Annotated in this window: 15 protein-coding genes and 2 pseudogenes; 8 read left to right on the top strand and 9 right to left on the bottom strand. The window is 71.9% G+C overall.

Features of this window, described 5'->3' with window-relative positions; genetic code table 11:
* The first annotated feature begins 198 nt into the window (after positions 1-198).
* The 3 genes and pseudogenes from N8I86_RS23970 to N8I86_RS23960 all read left to right on the top strand — a co-directional run bounded on the left by N8I86_RS23970 (position 199) and on the right by N8I86_RS23960 (position 4,575).
* Positions 199-1,317: a hypothetical protein gene (locus tag N8I86_RS23970; RefSeq protein WP_263278672.1), complete on the top strand. Its 1,119-nt coding sequence runs from the start codon at positions 199-201 to the stop codon at positions 1,315-1,317.
* 121 nt (positions 1,318-1,438) lie between these two features.
* Positions 1,439-2,031, top strand: a pseudogene (locus N8I86_RS23965) (DUF4291 domain-containing protein).
* A gap of 108 nt (positions 2,032-2,139) precedes the next feature.
* A complete protein-coding gene (locus N8I86_RS23960) occupies positions 2,140-4,575 on the top strand; it encodes a SpoIIE family protein phosphatase (protein WP_073889034.1) in 2,436 nt (811 codons plus the stop codon).
* On the opposite strand, the gene N8I86_RS23955 is transcribed toward N8I86_RS23960, so the two are convergent.
* Together N8I86_RS23955 and N8I86_RS23950 are read right to left on the bottom strand one after the other, a co-directional pair.
* Positions 4,499-5,218: a nitrilase-related carbon-nitrogen hydrolase gene (locus tag N8I86_RS23955; RefSeq protein WP_263278671.1), complete on the bottom strand. Its 720-nt coding sequence runs from the start codon at positions 5,216-5,218 to the stop codon at positions 4,499-4,501. The genes N8I86_RS23960 and N8I86_RS23955 overlap by 77 nt on opposite strands.
* Before the next feature lie 45 nt (positions 5,219-5,263).
* Complete coding sequence (locus tag N8I86_RS23950; RefSeq protein WP_241840741.1) at positions 5,264-5,788, bottom strand: gluconokinase; 525 nt, start codon at positions 5,786-5,788, stop codon at positions 5,264-5,266.
* 199 nt (positions 5,789-5,987) lie between these two features.
* On the opposite strand from N8I86_RS23950, the gene N8I86_RS23945 reads away from it, so the two are divergent.
* Complete coding sequence (locus N8I86_RS23945) at positions 5,988-6,959, top strand: 2-hydroxyacid dehydrogenase (protein WP_263278670.1); 972 nt, start codon at positions 5,988-5,990, stop codon at positions 6,957-6,959.
* Between the two features lie 12 nt (positions 6,960-6,971).
* Here the strand turns inward: N8I86_RS23945 and N8I86_RS23940 are convergent, their stop codons facing one another.
* Positions 6,972-8,600 carry a phosphodiester glycosidase family protein gene (locus N8I86_RS23940; protein WP_263278669.1) on the bottom strand — a complete coding sequence of 543 codons (1,629 nt, stop codon included), beginning with the start codon at positions 8,598-8,600 and terminating at the stop codon, positions 6,972-6,974.
* Positions 8,601-8,815: 215 nt separating this feature from the next.
* On the opposite strand from N8I86_RS23940, the gene N8I86_RS23935 reads away from it, so the two are divergent.
* Complete coding sequence (locus N8I86_RS23935; protein WP_263278668.1) at positions 8,816-9,544, top strand: type 1 glutamine amidotransferase family protein; 729 nt, start codon at positions 8,816-8,818, stop codon at positions 9,542-9,544.
* 125 nt (positions 9,545-9,669) lie between these two features.
* On the opposite strand, the gene N8I86_RS23930 is transcribed toward N8I86_RS23935, so the two are convergent.
* Entirely contained in the window at positions 9,670-10,713 is a 1,044-nt protein-coding gene (locus N8I86_RS23930; RefSeq protein ID WP_123436865.1) for an NAD(P)-dependent alcohol dehydrogenase, read from the bottom strand.
* Positions 10,714-10,882: 169 nt separating this feature from the next.
* On the opposite strand from N8I86_RS23930, the gene N8I86_RS23925 reads away from it, so the two are divergent.
* The gene (locus N8I86_RS23925) at positions 10,883-11,791 is read left to right on the top strand and encodes a helix-turn-helix domain-containing protein (protein WP_073889027.1); all 909 of its coding nucleotides are present in this window, start codon (positions 10,883-10,885) and stop codon (positions 11,789-11,791) included.
* Positions 11,792-11,875: 84 nt separating this feature from the next.
* Here the strand turns inward: N8I86_RS23925 and N8I86_RS23920 are convergent, their stop codons facing one another.
* The 5 genes and pseudogenes from N8I86_RS23920 to N8I86_RS23900 all read right to left on the bottom strand — a co-directional run bounded on the left by N8I86_RS23920 (position 11,876) and on the right by N8I86_RS23900 (position 19,566).
* Positions 11,876-15,115, bottom strand: a complete 3,240-nt coding sequence (locus N8I86_RS23920; RefSeq protein WP_385324139.1) for a S8 family peptidase — start codon at positions 15,113-15,115, stop codon at positions 11,876-11,878.
* Between the two features lie 316 nt (positions 15,116-15,431).
* The gene (locus N8I86_RS23915) at positions 15,432-16,115 is read right to left on the bottom strand and encodes an ABC transporter ATP-binding protein (protein WP_263278667.1); all 684 of its coding nucleotides are present in this window, start codon (positions 16,113-16,115) and stop codon (positions 15,432-15,434) included.
* Positions 16,116-16,157: 42 nt separating this feature from the next.
* Positions 16,158-17,629, bottom strand: a pseudogene (locus N8I86_RS23910) (ABC transporter permease).
* Between the two features lie 133 nt (positions 17,630-17,762).
* Complete coding sequence (locus N8I86_RS23905) at positions 17,763-19,010, bottom strand: L,D-transpeptidase (protein ID WP_241840740.1); 1,248 nt, start codon at positions 19,008-19,010, stop codon at positions 17,763-17,765.
* 217 nt (positions 19,011-19,227) lie between these two features.
* Entirely contained in the window at positions 19,228-19,566 is a 339-nt protein-coding gene (locus N8I86_RS23900; RefSeq protein WP_073889020.1) for a hypothetical protein, read from the bottom strand.
* A gap of 109 nt (positions 19,567-19,675) precedes the next feature.
* On the opposite strand from N8I86_RS23900, the gene N8I86_RS23895 reads away from it, so the two are divergent.
* On the top strand, positions 19,676-20,023 hold the full coding sequence (locus tag N8I86_RS23895; RefSeq protein WP_073889019.1) for a hypothetical protein: 348 nt from the start codon (positions 19,676-19,678) through the stop codon (positions 20,021-20,023).
* Between the two features lie 42 nt (positions 20,024-20,065).
* Positions 20,066-20,842 carry a hypothetical protein gene (locus tag N8I86_RS23890; RefSeq protein ID WP_241840739.1) on the top strand — a complete coding sequence of 259 codons (777 nt, stop codon included), beginning with the start codon at positions 20,066-20,068 and terminating at the stop codon, positions 20,840-20,842.

Below are 20,842 nucleotides of genomic sequence, written 5' to 3'. Positions count from 1 at the left end.
CGCCCACCACGCCCCCACCACGCCCGCCGCCTCGGCGCCTCGGCACCCCGGCGTTCCCCGTCCCCGTCGCCCCGGCCGTCACCGGCCCCGCCCCCGCCGTCTCCGGCCCCGCCTTCCTTGTCATGGCCAGAACCGGAGTTTTCCACAGGTCGGGGGTGGGGTTGGCCATTTGACGGCGGCGTCTGGTTCGCTTGGGGCATGGCGATTCTCTGGCTGCTGATGGCGCTGCTCATGCTGGGCTTCGTCCTGCTCCCGGTCGTGCGGCGCAGGCGCGGGGCGATCGGCCTGGTCCCCGCGGGGCACCCGGACGCCGCCGACCCGGCGAACTACGGCTTCGCGCGCCAGGAGGAGCTGGACGTGCGCATGCCCGGCCCGGACCAGGACCTGCTGGACGTCCTGGAGCTGGTGCAGCGCACCCACGACTACCGGGCGGCCGCCCAGCTGCTGGCCGGTACGGAGGCCGAGGGCGAGCGGCGCTGGCAGCGGGTCCAGGCGTTCGCGGGCGCCGCCGCGCTGGAGCTGCAGCAGCGGCCCGGCGGGGTGCACGAGACGCCGGGCGGCCAGTGGCTGCGGGTCTGGCGGACCGAGCAGCCCAAGGACGCGGGCGGCGCGGCCGTGCACGCGGAGTTCCTGGTGCAGCAGGCCTGGCGCACGTCGACACCGGGCACGGACGACTTCCGGATCATCATGGAGGAGGCCCGGGACGCCTGCGCACAGGCGGCCCTGCTGGCCCCCGGCGACCCGGTGCCTTACCTCGTCGAGCTGTCCATCGCGCGCGGACTGGCCTACTCGCAGGCCGAGTTCGAGCAGCTGTGGCTGAAGATCCTGGACCGCGCCCCGCATCACATGGGCGCGCACCTCGCGGCGCTGCACTACTGGTGCGAGAAGTGGCACGGCTCGCGCGAGCAGGCGTACTCCTTCGCGGAGGCCGCGGCGGCCCGCGCCCCGCAGGGCTCGATGCTCGCCGCGCTGCCGCTGTTCGCGGTCTTCGAGCACCTCCCCGAGGTGAACCTGGTCGCGGGCTTCCACCAGAGCGAGGTCGTCACCCGGGCGGTGCACGGAGCGCTGCACGCGGTGCACGCCGCCCGGCCGGACGACCCGACGCAGGCGCACGTCCGGCACCTGCTGATCTTCTTCCTGGTCCGCGGCGAGCGCTGGGCGGAGGCCATGCACCAGCTGATACACGTCGACGGTCACGTCGGTGCGCTGCCCTGGACGCTGTCCGCCGACCCGGCCGCCGAGTTCGCCGTCTACCGTGCGCTGGCCGTCGCCGGCTACGAGGCCAACGGCGGCAGCCCGGCGACCCTGCCGGGCTGACCGCCGGCCGAGCGGCCGGCGCTCTCCGCCGCGCGGGGGCCGATGGCGGGGACGAGGGGTGTCGCGGGGGGCGCCGAAAATCAGTGGCCGCCCGAACCGGCCGGACCCCACGCTGTACGCCATGGAACACCCCCAGCGCGAGATCCGTGCGGCCTACGCGGACTCCACGATCACCGTCTACCAGGCGTACTCCCCGGAGATCGGTCTGCCCGCCGTCCGCGAGGGCCGCTTTCCGCCACGTGGAAGCGCGACCGGATGACGTGGATCAAGCCGTCGTTCCTGTGGATGATGTACCGCTGCGGCTGGGGCGCCAAGGAGGGGCAGCAGACCGTCCTCGCCGTCGAGATCCGCCGGGACGGCTTCGAGTGGGCGCTGCGCCACGCGTGCCTGGCCGGCTATGCCCGCGGTGTGCACCCCGACCGGGCCGCGTGGCAGCGCCAGTTGAAGGCTTCGCCCGCCCGCGTGCAGTGGGATCCCGAGCGGGACCTGCATCTGCGGACCCTGCCGTACCGTTCCCTGCAGCTCGGCCTCTCCGGCGAGGCCGCACGGCGCTACGCGGACGAGTGGACGGTCTCCATCCGCGACGTGACCCCGCTCGCCCGCGAGATCCACGCCCTCGTCGGCGCGGGCGACCCGGACTCCGCCGCGCGGCTGCTGCCCCGTGAGCGCCCCTACCCCGCCGGGGAGGAGCTTCTCGCCCACCTGCGCGAGTGACGGCCGGTTCCTCCGGTGGCCGCCTCCGGGCCGTGGGGTACGTCAGGGAGAGTCGCGGACGTGGCCCACGGGGAGGAACATCGAAGGCACGGAGACAAGGTGGTGGCTATGGGGACGCCGTCGATCCATTTCAGCGAGAGTCCCGAGGATCCGTTCGCGCTGGGGCGTGGCGCGTCGGCCGTGCTCGACGACCGAGGCACCGTGGTCGGCTGGAGCGGCCGTGCCCAGGAGCTGCTCGGCTACTCGGCCAAGGAAGTGATCGGCCGGCCGTGGCGGGACCTCCTGGTCGACAGCCGTGACCTGCCGGTCGCGCGGTCCGCCGTCGTGGACGCCGTGAAGGCGGGGGGATGGTTCGGTGTCGTGCCCGTCCGGCACCGCGACGGGCGCCGGCTGGAGATGGGTTTCCGGGCACGTACGGTCACCCGCGAGGGCGGCGGTCAGGAATGGCTCCTGGTCGGCGCTCCCGCCGCGGAGGTCATTGCCTGGCAGCGGGACCGCGCACTGCTGGACGGCCTGTACCGCCGGTCCCCGATCGGACTGGTCACCTACGACCCGGACAGACGGGTCATCCGGGTCAACCGGGCGGTCGCGAAGGCGAGCGGGGTACCGGCCGAGGCGCCGGTGGGCCACCGGCCCCGCGAGTTCATGGTCGACGAGGACGCGGGACCGGCGGACGACCGGGTCCGGCACGTGTTGGAGACCGGCGAACCGCTGATCTTCACGGAGCAGTCCGCCCGGGCGCGCCACGAGCCGGGCCGGGAACGGATCGTGTCCGTCTCGGCGTTCCGGATGGAGGACCCCTCGGGCCGGGTGCTCGGCGTGGCCGAGACCATCGAGGACGTCACCGACCGCCACCGGGCACAGCGCAGGCTCGCCATGCTGAACGAGGCGAGCGCCCGGATCGGGACCTCCCTCGACGTGCGGCAGACCGCCCGGGAACTGGCCGACGTGGCCGTCCAGGGCCTGGCCGACCACTGCTCGGTGGACCTGCTCAAACCCGTGACGCTGGGCGACGAACCCAGTCCCGACGCGACGGGACCCCTGCTGCGGACCGCCCTCTCACCGTCGGAACACCGCATCCCGTACCGGGTGGGCGACGTGGTGCCGCTGTTGCCGGAATCCGCGCAGGCGCGGTGTCTGGCCGAGCGTCGCCCGGTCCTCGAACGGCTGCTGTCCCTCCGCCCCGAGTGGTACGCCATGGACCGGCGGCGGATCGAACTCGCCCTGGGGCTCGGTGTCCATTCGCTGATCGCGGTGCCCCTGATCGCACGCGGCATCGTCCTGGGGGTGGTGAGCCTGTGGCGGTCGCGCAATTCGGAGCCGTTCGAGGACGGCGACACGACGGTGGCCCAGGAACTCTCCTCGCGGGCTGCCGTCTGCATCGACAACGCGCGCCGCTTCACCCAGCAGCAGAACACCGCTCTGACCCTCCAGCGCAGTCTGCTCCCGAGCGCCCTGTCCGACCTGCCTGCTGTGGAGGTGGCCTGCCGCTACCTCCCGGCGAGCGGTGAACCGGGCCTCGGGGGCGACTGGTTCGACGTGATCCCGCTGTCGGGGGCCCGCGTGGCCCTGGTCGTCGGAGACGTGGTCGGTCACGGGATCCACGCCGCGGCCTCGATGGGCCGGCTGCGCGCCGCCGCGCGCACCCTGGCCAGCCTCGACCTGGAGCCGGACGAGGTGGTGGCGCGGCTGGACGATCTGGTCAGCCTGCTGGCCGGCGAACTGGAGGCGAACGCCGACGACAACCCGTCGGCGATCGAGCAGGTGCTCGGGGCCACCTGTCTCTACGCCGTCTACGATCCCGTATCCCAGCGCTGTTCCCTGGCGCGGGCCGGTCACCCGGCGCCGGTCGTGTCCACCCCGGCCGGCGAGGTGACCGTGCTGGACCTGCCCGCGGGGCCACCGCTGGGCCTGGGCGGCCTGCCCTTCGAGACGTACGAGCTGGACCTGCCCGAGGGCAGCCTGCTCACCCTCTACACCAACGGCCTCCTGGAAGCGGGCGTCGGCGACGTGGACACCGCGCTGGACCACCTGCGCGCCTGTCTCGCCGGCACCACGGAACCCCTGGAGCGCATCTGCCACGCCGTGGTCGAGGCGCTGCTGCCCAAGGGCCATCTCCCCACCGACGACGTCGCGCTGCTCATCGCCCGCACCCGGGTGCTGCGGCCGCAGAACGTCGCCTCGTGGGAGCTGCCGCTGGAGGCCACCTCGGCCGCCCGTGCCAGGGAGCTGACGACGGCGAAGCTCGACGAATGGGGGCTGGCCGAACTGGCCTTCACCACCGAGCTGGTCGCGAGCGAACTGGTCACCAACACCTACCGGTACGCGGCCGGCCCGGTCACCCTGCGTCTCATCCGCACGGACACCCTGATCTGCGAGGTGTCCGACACCAGCCACACGTCCCCGCACCTGCGCCGGGCCCTCAGCACGGACGAGGGCGGGCGCGGCCTCTTCCTGGTCGCTCAGCTCACGGAACGCTGGGGCACCCGGTACACCCACGACGGCAAGACGGTCTGGACGGAACAGCCGCTGCCGGCCGCCTGACGGTCCGTACGGTCCGCCGGCACGGGTTCACCGGCGCACCGGGGCCTCGACGGTTCCTCCAGGACCCCGGTGCGGGTGACGAGTTGGAAGTGGGCGAGGCGGGCGGTGGGCCAGGCGGCCGGCACGACCAGCTCCGCGCCCGCGTCGAGCAGCCCGCAGACGAGTTCGGAGTTCGGGGAAGAGTTCGAGAAAGCGGAGGTCGTAGCAGATGGCGAGGCCGGTCACGCCGAACTCCGGGGGGGACGGTGACGATGTCGTCGCCGCCGCCCATCACGGTCGCCTCGCCGGTGTCGAAGCCGTACCGGTGGATCTTGCGGTAGCGGCCGCGCTGTTCGCCGGCCCGGTAGACGAGCAGCGCGGTGTTGTACAGGGTCCCGTCGCCGTCCCGTCCGACGACGGATCCGGCGTGGAGCCGCACCCCGGCCCGGCGCGCCGCGGCCGACGTGGCCTCGGCCGTGGGGCCGTCGATGCCCTCGGCGTCGCGCTCCCAGCGGTCGTAGGACCAGGCGCCCGCCACCCACAGCTCCGGCAGGGCCACGAGGTGGTCGCCCGCCCGGTCGCGGACCAGGAAAGCCGCCCTGAGCCGGCGTTCCGCGGCGGATTCCGACGCGTCCACGGACAGCTGGATCAGCGAAGCACGCATGCCTGTCACCTCCTGGGCGAACGCGCGACGGCGCGGGGTGCGGGGCTACCCGTCCGGTGGCGGCACCGCACGCAGCACCTCCGCCAGAACCTGCTCGCGGTCCCCGGACGCGTCGACGGTGACGCCCGGCTCGTCGGCCGCGAGCGGATCGAGGATCGCGTACTGCGAATCGAGCAACTGCGGTGGCATGAAGTGTCCTCGGCGGCGGGCGATCCGTTCCGCGGCGACCGCCCGGTCCAGCGCGAGGTGGATGAACCACAGGTCCGCCCCCGTGCGGCGGAACCGGTCCCGGTACGCGCGTCTGAGCGCGGAACACGTGGCGACGCCTCCGTGCCCCCGGGCGGCCGTCGTGCGGATCCACTCCGTGAAGGCGGCCAGCCAGGGCTCACGATCGGCTTCGTCGAGCGGGTGGCCGGACGCCATCTTGGCGCGGTTCGCCGCGGGGTGCAGGTCGTCTCCGTCCACGTACGGCACGGCGAGCCGTTGCGCGAGCCACGCTCCGACCGTGGACTTGCCGGACGCCGACACGCCCATCACGATCACCACGCGTGAACCGTCGGCCCTGGTCAACGGGCCTCCCTGAGGGGACGGTGGAAGACTGGTCCCTGTCCACTATCGCCCGTCGCCGCAGGACGTGCCGTATGAGCCGACCCGCCCCGGGGAGCCTCCCGCTCGCACCGGTCGCTCCCGCCGGCCGGAAGCCCTGCCGGAAGCCGCACCGGGAGCCCCACCGTGGGCGCGGCCGGACGCGGGACCGGAAGCGCCACCGATGACTTCCGCCGGAACCCCGGACCACGCGAGGCTCCTGCTGCCGTTCCCGCCCGCCGAACTGGGCGGTCTTCCCCCGGGCTGGCCCGCGCTGGTGTGGGACGGCACCGGAGGGGCTCCCACCGGCCGGGACCTGGCCGCCGTCGAGTTCTTCGTCATGCCGTACACGTTCACCGGCGCCGCGCTCCCCCTGCTGCCGGCCCTGCCGCGCCTGCGCGTCCTGCAGTCCCTGAGCGCGGGCGTCGACGACGTGCTGCCGCACCTGCCCGCCGGGGTCACGCTGTGCAACGCCGCGGGTGTCCACTCGGCGAGCACGGCCGAACACGCGGTGGCGCTGACGCTCGCCTCGCTGCGGGGCGTCCCCGATTTCGTCCGCGCCCAGGACGCGGGCCGCTGGACCACCGGCTTCCGCCCCGCGCTCGCCGACCGCACCGTTCTGCTCATCGGCCACGGCTCGATCGGCTCCGCCGTCGAGGCCCGCCTGACGGCGTTCGAGTGCGAGGTGCTGCGCGTGGCCGGCACCGCCCGGGAGCTGCCCCAGGGGCCGGTGCACTCCATGGACGCGCTGCCGTCCCTGCTCCCGCGGGCCGACGTGGTCGTGCTGACCGTGCCGCTCACGGACACGACCCGGGGGCTGGTCGACGCCCGGTTCCTGGCCCGGATGAAGGACGGTGCCCTCCTGGTCAACGTGGCCCGCGGCGCGGTGGTGGACACCGCCGCGCTGGTCGACGCCCTGCGCACGGGGCGGTTGAGCGCGGCACTCGACGTGACGGACCCCGAGCCACTGCCGCCGGACCACCCCCTGTGGACGACTCCGCACACCCTGATCAGCCCGCACGCGGCCGCCACCACCTCCGCGTACCGGCCCCGAGCGCTGGCCCTGGTCCGCGCCCAGCTCGCCCGGTACACGGCCGGGGAGCCCCTGGCCAACGTGGTGGTGGCGCAGGGGCGGGGCACGGGCGGCGGCCGGTGAGCGGTGGGCCCGTCAGTCGCCCGCGGCGGGAAGGACCTGGATCGTGTCGCCGACGGCGCGTTCGCCGGCCGCGTCCGACGGGTGGTTGGCGAGGGTGCCGTCCACGGCCATCGTGGTGGAGCCGCCACCGTCCAGGTTCAGCGCCTGCACGGCGCCGAGCGAGCGCATGAACGCGGCGGCCTCGTACAGCGTGAAGCCCTCGCTGCCGTCGGTCTGCCGGCCGTCGACCGTGGCCAGGATCAGCCGGCCCTTCCCGTCGACGCCCGCCATGGTGCGCGGCTGGCGGACGTTGGCCCAGGCGTAGCCGAAGGACAGGTCCCGCGGGTCGACGACGCCCTCGGCGGCCGCGTCGATGTCGATGCGGCCGTCCCGTACCAGGGTGGGGGCGGCGCTGACGATCGAGTCGTCGCCGTCGAGCCGGACGCGCCGGCCACCGGTGTCGCGGACGACCTCGTCGACGTGGACACGGGTGCCGGGCCGGGCCTCGGCGGCCAGCCAGTCGCCGGCGTCCCCGATGCCCTGCAGGACCCGCCCGCCCGCCGGCACCCGCCCGCCGCGCGCACCGGCCGACACCACCCGGCCGGACCCGTCCAGCACGGCCTGCGCACCGGGCCCGGTGGGCAGGTCGGTGCCGAACGCGGGTGTGAACGCGACCAGGTCGTCGGTCATCCGGCAGGTGACGTCCTGCCAGGGCAGGGCGCTGGGTGCGGCGCCCGGACGGCCGCAGTCCCGCAGGGTCCCCGGCAGCCGGTTGACGCCCTGGACGCGGTACGAGGACTCCCCCGCCCGGGCGGTGACGGTGGTCGTCAGATCCGCCACCCGGGCCCGCCGGCCGCCGTCGCCGAGGATCAGCGCGGCACGTGAACCGGCCGCCAGCGACTCCAGCCGGCCGTCGTAGGCGCCCAGTCCGGAGACGGTGCCGGGCACGCCGTCGGCGTCCGAGATCACGAAGAAGCCGCCGTTGACGGCGACCAGCGAGTTCAGCCGGGCGGCGACCGACGACGTCGTCTCGCGCTGCGCGACCCTGCCGTCGTGGGTGCCCGTGACGGTGCCCTCGAAGACGCGCGGGTCGATCACCGCGACGTGGACGTTCTCCCGGTCGGCCGGTTCCTGGACGTCGTACCCGGTCCAGGTGACGGAGGTGTGGAAGCCGGCCGAGGTGACCGCCGTCGCGGTGGTCCGCGCGGCGGCCTGGGTGCCGTACGACCCGACGCGCACCCGGTAGCCCATCGTCCCGTGCGGTGTGTCCGCGTAGCGGGGCCACTGGACGTTCTCCACCCGCGGCTCGAATCCCGCGGCGCGCAGCTTTCCCGCCGTGGTGTCGGCCCAGCCGCGGGTTCCGACCTCGGCCCAGGTCGCGGCGCCCGTCAGCCGGCTGACGGCCGGGTACTGGACGGCGACCGTCCAGGTGTGCACGGCGTCGGCGTGCCGGAGGGTCGCCGTGCGCACCTGCACACCGGGCGCCGGCGTCCTGGCCGACCAGCGGGTGACGGTCCGGGGTGCGGCGGGCTCGCCGGGGCCGGCCTGCGCCGCGGCCGGGACCAGGAAGGGACCGACGACGGAGAGTACGGCAGCGACACCGAGGCCCGCACGGACACGGGTGGTGGCTCGCGGGCGTCTGCCGAGGGCACTGTGGCTCATGGCTTCCTCACGGCTCGGAACGGTGACGGCCGGCGGGGCGGAGCCTCACGGCCGCGTACACGCCCCAGTGGAGACAACGGCCACGACGACTGACGCTCTATCACGTGAAGAGCGGGGAAGGGAGCGGGAAACAACCCGCGTTCAATTCGGGCGACGGGACCGTCCTGATCCCGTACATTCGGCCCCTCGCGTCATGCGGAAGGGGAGGACACGAGGTGAGCAGCAGTGCGTTTCTGATCGGCGGTGGCTGGGACCGCGCGGAGGTGTACGTGCCGTTCCTGCGGGCCGCCGGGACCGACGGGCCGCCGCGGATCGGCTGTCTGGTCCTCGACGAGGGGGACGGGGACGCGCAGTTCGCACGCTGGGCGACGGCGCTGCGCCGGGCGGGGCGGTGCACGCCCGTGCCGCTGCTCGTGCCGCTCGGCGGGCGCTTCGAGCCGGAGGCCGCCCTCGCCGGGATCGACGGGCTGCTGGTGTGCGGTGGGCTCACGCCCGCCTATCAGGACGCCCTGGCGGGCTGTCTGGAGCGGCTGCCGGAGCTGCTCGCCGCGCGGGGCGTGCCGTACGCCGGGTTCTCCGCGGGTGCCGCACTCGCCGCCCGGCGTGCCGTGGTCGGCGGGTGGCTGGTGGACGGGGTGCCGGTGTGCCCGGAGGAGACCGGGGAGGACCTGGCGGAGGTCGAGGTGCGCGCGGGGCTCGGGCTGGTGCCGTTCGCGGTGGACGTCCACGCGGCGCAGTGGGGGACGCTCGCGCGGCTGGTCGCCGCGGTCGGGCGGGGCGAGGTGCCGTACGGCGTCGCCGTGGACGAGAACACCCTGCTCACGGTGACGGCCGGTGAGGCCCGCGTGTCGGGCGCCGGCCGCGTCCACGTCGTCCGGCCCACCGCCGACGGCGACGCCGTGGTCCGGTCCCACCGCGCCGGGGACGGCTTCCCCGTCGCCTAGGAGGCACCGAAGCGCCGGAAGGGGCGCGGGGAACTGCGCGACACGCCCCCACGCCCCCGCACCCGGGAACGGACCCGCGCCCCTCGGAACGGACCCGCACCGTAGCCTCCGCCCGACCGGCGGAGTCAGATCGTCGCGGTGTCGATCACGAACCGGTACCGGACGTCGCTCGCCGCCACCCGCTCGTACGCGTCGTTGATCTCCCCGGCGCCGATCAGCTCGATCTCCGCGCCCAGGCCGTGCTCGGCGCAGAAGTCCAGCATCTCCTGGGTCTCGGCGATACCGCCGATGCCGGAGGTGCTGATGCTGCGGCGGTTGCCGAGCAGGGACTGCAGGACGATCTGCACCGGCTCCTCCGGGAGGCCGACGTTCACCATGGTGCCGTCCGTGCGCAGCAGGGACAGGTATGCGGCGAAGTCGAGCGGGGCCGAGACGGTGTTGAGGATGATGTCGAAGGTGCCCGCCAGCTCCTCGAAGGTGTCCGGGTCCCCGGTGGCGTAGTAGTGATCGGCGCCGAGCCGGAGGCCGTCGTCCTTCTTGCGCAGGGACTGCGAGAGCACGGTGACCTCGGCGCCCAGCGCGTGCGCGATCTTGACGCCCATGTGGCCGAGACCGCCCAGACCGACGACGGCGACCTTCTTGCCGGGGCCGGCGTTCCAGTGCTTGAGCGGGGAGTACGTGGTGATGCCCGCGCACAGCAGCGGCGCGGCCACGTCCAGCGACAGCCCCTCGGGGATGCGGACGACGTAGTTCTCGTCGACGACGATCTTCTGCGCGTAGCCGCCGTAGGTGGGCTCGCCGTCCTTGCCGGTGTCGTTGTACGTCCAGGTGGGGCCGCCGCCCAGGCAGTACTGCTCCAGACCGGCGCGGCAGTTGTCGCACTCGCGGCAGGAGTCGACCATGCAGCCCACGCCCACCCGGTCGCCCACGGCGTACCGCGTGACACCGGGGCCGACCGCGGAGACCACACCGGCGATCTCGTGGCCGGGGACCATCGGGAAGGTGCCGGGACGCCAGCCGTCCTGGGCCTGGTGGATGTCGGAGTGGCAGATACCGGAGAACTTGATGTCGATCAGGACGTCGTGGTCGCCGACCGCGCGCCGTTCGATGGTGGTGCGCTCCAGCGGGGCCTTCGGGGCGGGCGCGGCGTACGCAGCAACAGTGGTCATGCCGGAACTCTCCTAGCAGGGGTCACGTGCCCGGCCGGTCTCCGCCGGGCACCGCTCCAGCCTGCCTCAGGTCCCCGGTCGCCACCCAGTCCACGCCTTTGCGTACGACCGCTGTGCCTACCACTGGCGGGGTCAGGTTCCGGGGCGTACGACCGTGAATACTGGACGTATGGAACGCAGGGACGAACAGCCGGGGACGGTGGCCGCCGTGGGCCGGCCCCTGGACCGGCGGGCCGAGCTGAGCGAGTTCCTGCGCAGCAGGCGGGCCCGGCTGAAGCCGGAGGACGTGGGGCTGCCCGACTTCGGACGGCACCGCCGGGTGCCGGGGCTGCGCCGCGAGGAGCTGGCGCAGCTGGCCGGGGTGTCGGTGGCGTACTACACGCGCCTGGAGCAGGGCAACGGACGGAACGTCTCGGCGGAGGTGCTGGACTCCATCGCGCGTGCCCTGCGGCTGACGGACGCCGAGCACGCCCACCTCACGCACCTGGCCAAGCCGAAGTCGCACAAGAAGAAGCCGGCGGCGCGGCAGCAGCAGGTGCGCGCGGCGCTGTGCCGGCTGCTGGACACGATGGACGGCGTACCGGCGTACATCGTGGGCCGCCGCTCGGAGATCCTCGCCTGGAACCGGACGGCGGCGGCCCTGTTCGGCGACTGGGCGGAGCTCCCGGCGGCCGAGCGCAACTGGGCGCGCATGGTGTTCCTGCGTCCCGAGTACCGGGAGCTGTTCGTCGACTGGGAGCAGAAGGCGATCGACGTCGTCTGCGGGCTGCGGATGAACGCGGGCTGCTACCCGGACGATCCGCGGCTGTCGGCGCTGGTCGGCGAGCTCTCGGTGAAGAGCGAGGAGTTCCGTCTGCTGTGGGCCACCCATGACGTCAAGGAGAAGAGCCACGGGGTGAAACGGCTGCGCCATCCACTGGTGGGCGAGCTCTCCGTGCACTTCGAGTCGTTCCGGCTGCCGGACGACACGGACCAGTCCCTGGTGACGTACCACGCCGAACCGGGCTCCGGCTCCGCCGAGTCCCTGCGTCTGCTGGCGAGCTGGGGCGCGGACGCGGCCCGGGCTGCGGCGGGCTGACACACGAGGAGGGGCACACCGCGGGATCGCTCCCCCGGTGTGCCCCTCGTCATGAGGTGCTACGGCCTTCCGGCCGCCGGCCGCCTACTTGCCGAAGTAGGCGTCGTGGATCGTGATCAGCGACGTGTTGCCCTTCTTGTCGGTGATCTTGGCGCGGAAGGAGACGGACTTGCCCTTCGCGGGGTTCTTGACGGTGATCCGGCCGCCGCGGACGTCGGTCTTCGTCCAGTTCTTGCCGTCGTAGGAGACGTAGACGGCGAGGGACTTCAGGTTGCCGCCCGCGGCCGAACCCTCGACGGTGACCGGGAAGGTGACCTTCTTGCCCGCGGCGACCCGGCTGTCCAGTCCGGTGCTCGCGCCGAAGTGCAGTGCGGAGGCGGGGAGCTGGGCGAAGTCGGACGACGGCTTCTTGGAGCGGAAGGTCCAGGCCGCGTCGATCCGGGAGGAGGCCTCCGAGACCTTGGCCGAGCGCTTGACCGTGGTGGTCAGCTTGTAGGCCGCGTCCCCGGCGGGGACCTTGAAGGTCTTGCCGCCGAACAGCGGGTCGTCGTTGGAGCCGACCTTGGTGCCGTTGCGGTACAGGGTGGTGTTCACCGAGGTGAACACCGAGGCGCCGGCGTGCTTGCCGGAGTCGGCGAACAGCGGCAGCGAGCCGAAGATGTCGTTGCCGTCCCGGTACAGACCGAAGTCCTTGGAGACGTGCGGGCCGAAGACGGCGGTGTTGACCGTCTTCGTGTAGGTCTGGCCGGCCTTGAAGGTGAACTGGCCGAGGCTGTAGGAGGCTTCGGTGAGCGGGAAGCCGTCCGCGTCGACGCCGCCGTTCTGCTCGAACTCCAGCTGCCAGGTCACGCCGCCCTTGGCGGACAGGTGCAGGGTGCGGGTGCCGGGCAGCTTCTGGGCGATGCCGACGGAGGACGCACCGGAGCTGTCGGGCAGCCAGCCGACGGCGCTGATCGAGCCGGTCTTGCCGCTCGCGGCGGCACCGAGCCGGGCCTTGACCGTGGCGAGCTCGCTCGCCTTGTAGTGCTTGGTGTAGCCGGTGGCGAGCTGCTTGACCTGGCCGCCGGAGGTGACGTCGTACTCCTCGCCCGCGCCCTTCGTCCAGTGGCCGTCCCACTGCTGGGAGAGCGAACCGGCGGGCAGCGAGCCGCCGAGGTGGGCGGTGCGGAAGTTCTTGTACGTGTCGAGGAACCAGCCGTAGCCGTACGAGCCGTTGCCGATGGTGACGTCGTAGGCGGGCGAGGCGAACACTGACTTGGCGCCCGAGGCGGGGACGGTGATGTCCACCGGCTTGGCCTTGCGCGCGTCGATCGTGATCGTCTGCTTCTTGGAGACGGTCAGCTTGGGCTGGGCGATCCAGTCGATGCCCTTGGTGCCGTCCTGCGGGTTCACGTAGACGGCGGTGTTGAGGATGTACGTGCCCTTCGGCGCGCGCACCTTCACCGTGCCGGACGGGTCGTACGGGTTCAGCCACTGGCCGTTCGCCAGGCCCGCCACGCCGCTGAGGTCGGCGTCGTAGTACGGGCTGGGCTTGCCGTCACGGCCGATGAACTTCAGCGTGACGTCGTAGGACTCCACCTCGCGCTGGACCGCGGCGGCGGTGCGGACGGTCTGGCCGCCGCCGGTCGCCGTGACGTACGCGGAGTAGGCGCCGTCGACGGTGCCGCCGAGCTTGGTGTCGGCCGTGAAGCCGACCGAGGCCTTGCCGTGCGCCGGGACGGTCACACTGGTGGCGGCCAGCTTGAAGAAGCCCGACGGGGCGGCGGCGCCCTTGGGGTTGGTGGCGGTGGAGGTCAGCTTGAGCGTGACGTCCTTGTCACCGAGGTTGCGGTAGGTGAGCTTCCTGGTGACCGGCTTGTCGTCGGTGTGCGGCCACTGCTGCACACCGAAGCCGACCGAGACCGGTTCGGCGACGACCGACTGCTTGATGGCCTTGTCGACGGCGATACGGCCCGAACCCTGCTGGAACGGCGTGTACTTGCCGCCCTTCGCGGAGCCGGTCAGGGCGCCCTTCAGCTCGGCGTAGCTCCAGTCGGGGTGCTGCTGCTTCAGGATCGCGGCGGCGCCCGCGACGTGCGGGGTGGCCATCGACGTGCCGGAGATGGTCAGGTAGCCCTCGGGCTTCTCACCGACCTCCTCGTCGATGACGCTGCCCTTGGCCGCGGCGGCGGTGATGTCCACGCCGGGCGCGGTGACGTCCGGCTTGATGGCGCCGTCGCCGGTGCGCGGGCCGGTGGAGGAGAAGTCCGCCAGCTTGTCCTTCTTGTCGACGGCGCCGACGGTGAGCGCGGCGTCCGCGCTGCCCGGCGAACCGATCGACTGGGGGCCGTCGTTGCCCGCGGCGATCGCGAACAGGACGCCCTTCTCGGCGGAGAGCTTGTTGACCTCGGCCTCGAGCGGGTCGATCTCGGGGGTGTCGTAGCCGCCGAGGCTCAGGTTGATGACGGAGGCGCCCTGCGAGACCGCCCACTCCATGCCGGCGAGGATGCCGGAGTCGTCACCGGAGCCGGTGTCGTCCAGGACCTTGCCGTTGAGGATCTTGGCGTCGGGCGCGACACCCTTGTACTTGCCGCCCGACTTGGCGCCGGTGCCCGCCACGATGGAGGCGACGTGCGTGCCGTGTCCGAAGTGGTCGGTGGCGTCGGCGGCCGGGGTGAAGTTCTTGGACCCGATCACCTGGTCCTTGAGGTCCGGGTGCCGGGTGTCCACGCCCGTGTCGAGGACGGCGACCTTCACGCCCTTGCCGGTCCAGCCGGCCTTCCAGGCGGTCGGGGCGCCGATCTGCGGCACGGACTTGTCGAGGGACGCCTTGCGGACGCCGTCGAGCCACACGTGCGCGATGCCGGAGGCGGTCCTGTCGCCGTTGGTCACCGCGTCCCAGAGGTCGGCGGTGTCCTTGGCCGGGGCCTGCACGGCGTCCGCGTTGAGCGCCTTCAGGCTGCGGCGCAGGTGGCCGGCGTCGCGGACGTCGGTCTTGGCGGCCGCGGCGGCGCCGCTGTAGCCGACGATGACCTTCAGGCCGTTCTTCTGGGCCTTGCGGGTGGCGGCCTTGTTCAGCTCGGTGACGTCGAACAGGCGCTGGTCCAGCTTGCCGGAGGCGACCAGACGGGCCGCGTCGGCGGGGATGACGAGGGTGTGTCCGTCGGCCCTGCGGACCTGGAAGGGTATGTGCTCGCGTCCCTCGGCCCGCTCCAGGCCGACGACACGGCCCTTGGCGTCGAGGGCGATGCGGTCACCGGTGATGAGGGTGACGTGGTGCTTGGCGGTGAGTGCGGACGCAGCGGCCGGGACGTGTGCGGGCTTCGCCGACGCCGGGCTGGTCATTCCCGCTGCGAGGGCGACGGCTGCGGCCGTGGCCACGGTGGCAGCAGCAGCTCTTTTCACTTGTCTGCGCAAGTTCTCCCCCTGGAGAGGTGGTTCCGGGCGAATTCCCCGTTCACCCGGCCGGGTGGAGATTCGTACGTATGCACGTCACCCCCCGGTGACCGCAGTATGCCGGGGGGTGATCACGCCGCTCAAGAGATGAGAGGACGGTGAGAAAGTGCGACCGGAAACTGTTACGTGGCGGCCAGGACTCCGTTACACAACCGCGAAGTCCCGGAAGGGTGCGCGGTGTTATAGGGCAACCTGTCCCGCGGCGTCACGCGCCGGCGTTCTCCTTCACCGTGATCCTGCCCTTGCGCAGGGTGGCCAGGCGCGGGGCCTTCCGCGCGATCGCGGAGTCGTGGGTGACCATGACGAAGGTCAGCCCGTGCTCCTTCCAGAGGCGTTCGAGGACGTCCATGATCTCGTCCCGCATGCCCTCGTCGAGGTTGCCGGTCGGTTCGTCGGCGAGCAGCACCTTGGGCTTCTTGACGACGGCCCGGGCGATGGCGACCCGCTGCTGCTGGCCGCCGGACATCTCGCCGGGGAGGTGGGTGAGGCGTTCGCCGAGCCCTACGGACCGGAGTGCGTCGGCGGCGAGTTCACGGCGCTCCCTGGCCTTGATGCCGAGGGGCACGAGGGCCGTCTCCACGTTCTCCTGGGCGGTCAGCGTCGGGATGAGGTTGAAGGACTGGAAGACGAAACCGATGTTCTCGCTGCGGACCCGTGTCAGGCGGGCCTCGGAGAGCTTGGACAGGTCCGTCCCGTCCAGCACGACGTCGCCGGAGGTGGGGCGGTCCAGGCCGCCGAGCATCTGCAGCAGGGTGGACTTGCCGCCGCCGGTGGGGCCCTGGATGACGAGCCGGTCGCCGTCGCCGATGGTGAGGTCGATGCCGTCGAGGGCGTCGACGGTGTCCTTGCCGCGCGTGTAGCGCTTGGTCACGTTCCTGAGTTCGTACATGGTGGCTCCTGGTGAGGGTTCGGGGGTGGGGCGTCCGGCCGGCTACTCGACCCGCCGCAGCGCGTCCGCCGGACGGAGCCGGGAGGCCCGCCACCCGCCGAACGCGCCGGCGACGAGTCCGCCCGCCACCGCGAGGGCCACCGCGAGGACGATCGTCGTCGGGCTCACCGGTGCGGTGAGAGCCACCTCCAGGGTCTTCGCCGCCTGACGGCCCGGCCCGCCGAAGCCACCGCCGCCGGCGCCGGCGCCGCCGAAGCCGCCTCCCCGCCGGTCCCGCCGCCCAACTGGGCCTGGAGCGTGGGGCTGACGGCCGTGACGGCGTAGGCGCCCGCGAGGCCGAGCGCGATGCCGAGGGCGCCGCCGACCAGGCCGTTGACGACGGCCTCGCCGACCACCTGCCGGGTCACCCGGCCCGACTTCCAGCCGAGGGCCTTGAGGGTGCCGAACTCGCGCACCCGGCGGGAGACCGCCGAGGAAGTGAGCAGGCCCGCGACCAGGAACGCGGCCACGAGCACCGCGAGGGACAGCCACCTGCCGACCTTGGTGGCGAGGGACGAGGCGGTGGAGAGGGAGCCGGAGACGGTCTTGGCGAGGTCGGAGGAGGTGGTGACCGTCGTGCCCGGGACGTTCTTCTGGATGGCGCCCTTGACCGTGTCGATCTGCTGCGAGTCGGCCGCCTTGACGTAGATCGTGGTGACCTTGTTCTTCTGGCCCGCGAGGGTCTGCGCCCGCTGGAGCGGTATGTAGAGGTTGGCCGCCGGGTCGCCGCTCGTCGCGGTGGCGATGCCGATCACCTTGAAGCCGGTGCCCTTGACCGTGACGGTGGAACCGACCCTGTACTTCTTCTCCTTGGCGTACGCCGAGTCGGCCACGGCCACCTTGGCGTTCGTCTCGCCGGACGTGAAGGTACGGCCGCTGCTGATCTTCGAGGAGGTCAGCGGGCCGAGGGCGGTCCTGGTGACGTCCGTGCCGAAGACCGTGTACTGGTTGATGTCGAAGTCGGCCCCGCCGCCGCGCACTTCACCCTGCGGCGGGCCGCCGCCGGTGCCCCCGGGACCGCCCTGCCGGCTGCCGCCGTCACCGTTCTGCTGGAACTGGCCGCGGGTGAACTGGCCGTCGACCTTCACGACGTTGAGGCTCAGCCCGCCCGCCGCGCTCGACACGCCCTTCTGCCCGGCCACCTCGGTGACCGTCGAGGAGGCCAGCGTGGTGAAGCCCTGGACCACGACCCGGTCGCTGCTCTGCTTCGCGTCGTCGTCGCCGTCGTTCCGCGCGTCGAATCGGAAGCGCGGGCGCTGCGAGCTGCCGGCCGTCGGCGTCGCCGCCTTGGTGACCGTCATGTCCGTGCCCAGGCCGTACAGCGACTGGAGGACCTCGTCCTGGGCCTTGCCCATGCCGTTGGACACGGAGTTGACCACGATGACCAGGGCGATGCCCAGCGCGAGCCCGGAGGCGACGACGAGGGCCGCCTTTCTGCGGCGGCGCAGTTCGCGCCTCAGGTAGGTGAAGAACATGGCCGCAAGCTAGGGACGGCCCGTGATGACAACATAAGGCCCGCATAAAAGAAGCATGAGAAGGCTGCGCCCGGGCCCAAAAACACCGATGCCGCCCCGGGGGGCGGCATCGGCGGAGGTGGAGGGGGCGGGGTCAGACCGCCGAACCGGCCTTCCACTGCGCCCAGTCCATGTTCCAGCCGTTGAGGCCGTTGTCCGGGGAGACGGTCTTGTCGCCGGTGTGCTGGATGACCACCACGTCACCGATCAGGGAGTGGTCGTACACCCACGCGGCGGGCGTGCCGGGGTCCTTCGCGCCCTTGGTGTCGGACAGGCCCACGCAGCCGTGGCTGGTGTTGACGCTGCCGAAGATGGACTTCGCGCCCCAGTAGTTGCCGTGCAGGAAGGTGCCGGAGTTGGTGAGACGGATGGCGTGCGGCACGTCCTTGATGTCGTACTCGCCCTTGCCGTCGTCGTCGGTGAAGCCCACGGTCGCGCCGTTCATGCGCGTCTGCTTGAACTTCTCGGACATCACCATGATGCCCGCGTACGTCTTGTTCTCCGGCGAACCGGCGGAGATCGGGATGGTCTTGACGACCTTGCCGTCCTGCGTGATCTTCATCTTCTTGGTCTGCGCGTCGACGTAGGAGACCTGGTTGCGGCCGATGTGGAAGGTGACCGTCTTCTGCTGCACGCCGTAGACGCCGTTCGCGCCCTGGACGCCGTCGAGGTCGAGCTTCAGCGTGACGGTGGAGTTCTCCTTCCAGTACGCCTGCGGACGGAAGTCGAGGCGGTTGGCGTTGAACCAGTGCCCCACGACCTCCTGACCGCTGCTGGAGGAGACCGTGATGCCCTTCTGGACCGCGGCCTTGTTGGTGATGGCCTTGTCGAAGTTGATCGACACCGGCATGCCCACGCCGACGGTGGTCCCGTTGTCCGGCGTGAAGTTGCCTATGAAGCTGTTGGCGGGCGAGACCGTGGTGAAGGACGCGTTCTCGTGCGCGACCCGGCCCTCGGAGTCCTTGGCCTCGGCGGCCAGCTTGTAGGTGGTCGAGCGCTGCAGCTGGACGCTCGGCTTCCAGCTCTTCTTGTCGGCGGACAGCGCGCCGGAGACCGGCTTGCCGTCCTCCGTGGTCATGGACACATCGGTGAGGGTGCCCTTGGCGACCTTGACGCCGGCCGAGTTGTTGATGGAGGCGTTGTTCGAGCCGTCCTTGGGCGTGATCGTGATCTGGGCCTCGGACGACTTCTTGGCCGCCGCCTCGTCGGCCTTCGCCTGCGAGGTGTCACCGCCGTCGGTCGCCTTGGCGTCACCGCCGCCGGAACAGCCCGTGAGCACGAGCACACCACCGAGCAGTGCGGACGCGACCGTCAGGCCCTTGCGCCGCTTACTGTCCGTCATCACACGCTTCTCCATCGTTGCCGAAACCGCAAAAACCCCGAGCCCCCGTGAGAACCCTCAAGCGTACGGACGCTCCGCCCCGTTCCCCACAGATCGCGCGTGTGTGACGTACCACGTCCGCCGCGGCGGGGTGGTGCGGAAGTCGTCCGTGCGCCCCCTGAGACGACAGAACCCCGGACGGCGGTTGCCGTCCGGGGTCACGGGTGCCCCGGGACGTTCAGCCGATGCCGTCCTCGTCGTCCTCCCCATCATCCTCGTCCAGGTCCCAGTCCGACGAGTCAGGGTCGAACTCGATCCGCTCGCTGGACCACGAGGCCTGCTGGAGCTCCACTCCGGGCACGTCGCTGACCAGGTCGAACGGGTCCACGAGATAGGCGAGGGCCTCCGCGGTGTCTTCCGTCACAGCGCTCTCGGCCTGGGTCCGTTCCCCGGGCGGCAGTTCCGCGTCGGCGGCCAGCCTGCGCAGTGCGGCCTTGGAGATCTCGTCCTCGTCCTGCACCTCGAGGACCAGATCGACACGAAGCCGTACGAAACGTGATGTGTCTTCAGCGCTCATGCCGCGAGCGTACGACCGAAACCTCCCGTGACTTTCCTGTGACCCGCGACTTTCACTAACATCGCCCCACCCGGCCAATTCACCAGCGTCACAAGGGGATCGATATTCCGTGTCATCCGCTCGCCGTCCGCTGCTGACCGCCACCGCCGCGGGCACCCTGCTCTGCGCGCTGTGGTTCGTCCCGTCCGCGAACGCGTCGCAGGACTCCTCGGCGAGAGGGGCGACGACGCAGTCCGTCACGGACTATGCCGCGATCCCGGTCACCCAGCAGGCCAGGGCGGTCTCCGCCGCGAGTACCGACAGCGGGCAGGAGACCCAGGAGTCGGCGGACGGCACCGAACTCGCCGACACGGGAAGCCCGGACACCACGCCGTACGTCGTCGGCGGGACCCTCTTCCTCTCCGTGGGCGCCGGGTTCGTCGTCTATTCGGTGCGCCGCGAACGCCTGGGCTTTTAATCTCCCTTGACGAACCTTTGACAGTGCACACATAGTGCGCGCATGAAGAGATCATCGGGCGTGCGACTGTGCGCCACGGCGGCTGTGGGTGCACTGTCGCTCGCCCTTGTCACGGGTTGTTCCGACGAGGGGTCGAAGGGTGCCGGCGGTACGGACGGCAAGCCGGCCGCGCGGGCCCTGGGCACCGCGGAGTTGAAGAAGCTGATCGTCGCCGGGGGCGAGGTTCCCGGCTACAAGGTCGGGGCCGTTCCGGCCACCCGCGCGAAGCCGATCACCACGGACAGCGCCGAGTGCCGTCCGCTGGCACGCGTGCTGTCCGGGCTCCCGCCGGCCGAGGCGGCGGCGCAGACGGACCGTCTCGCCACGCAGGACCTGAAGAAGGACCCCACGGACGACGCGACGTCCCTGGACGACATGGCCGACGGCAAGTTCGAGGACGCCATCAAGAAGTCCATGGACCTAGACGTCACCACGGTGAACCTGTCCTCGTACGACGGGGACGGCGCCGCGAAGGCCCTCGCGTCGGTCTCCGCCGCGGTGCGGGCCTGCGCGGGCGGCTTCGACGGCAAGCAGTCGGGCACCGGGATGAAGTTCACCAAGGTCGCGGAGTCCAAGGCCGCCGCCGCGGGCGACGAGTCGGTGGCGTTCGAGGCGATCAGCAAGATGGACGGGGACTCGGCGCCGGTCTACGGCGAGGTCGTCCGGCACGGGAACACCCTGGCGTCGTACTACACGGTGAACATCGGCGCGATGATGGCCAAGAAGGCGTACTCGGTGTCGCCCGAGGTCGTCAAGGCGCAGTCGGCCAAGCTGAAGTGA

Origin of the sequence: Streptomyces albidicamelliae (genome assembly GCF_025642175.1) — a bacterium.
Taxonomy (GTDB): Bacteria; Actinomycetota; Actinomycetes; order Streptomycetales; family Streptomycetaceae; genus Streptomyces; species Streptomyces albidocamelliae.
Note: the sequence above shows the minus strand (reverse complement) of the source record. Positions and strands in the feature narration are given on the sequence as shown.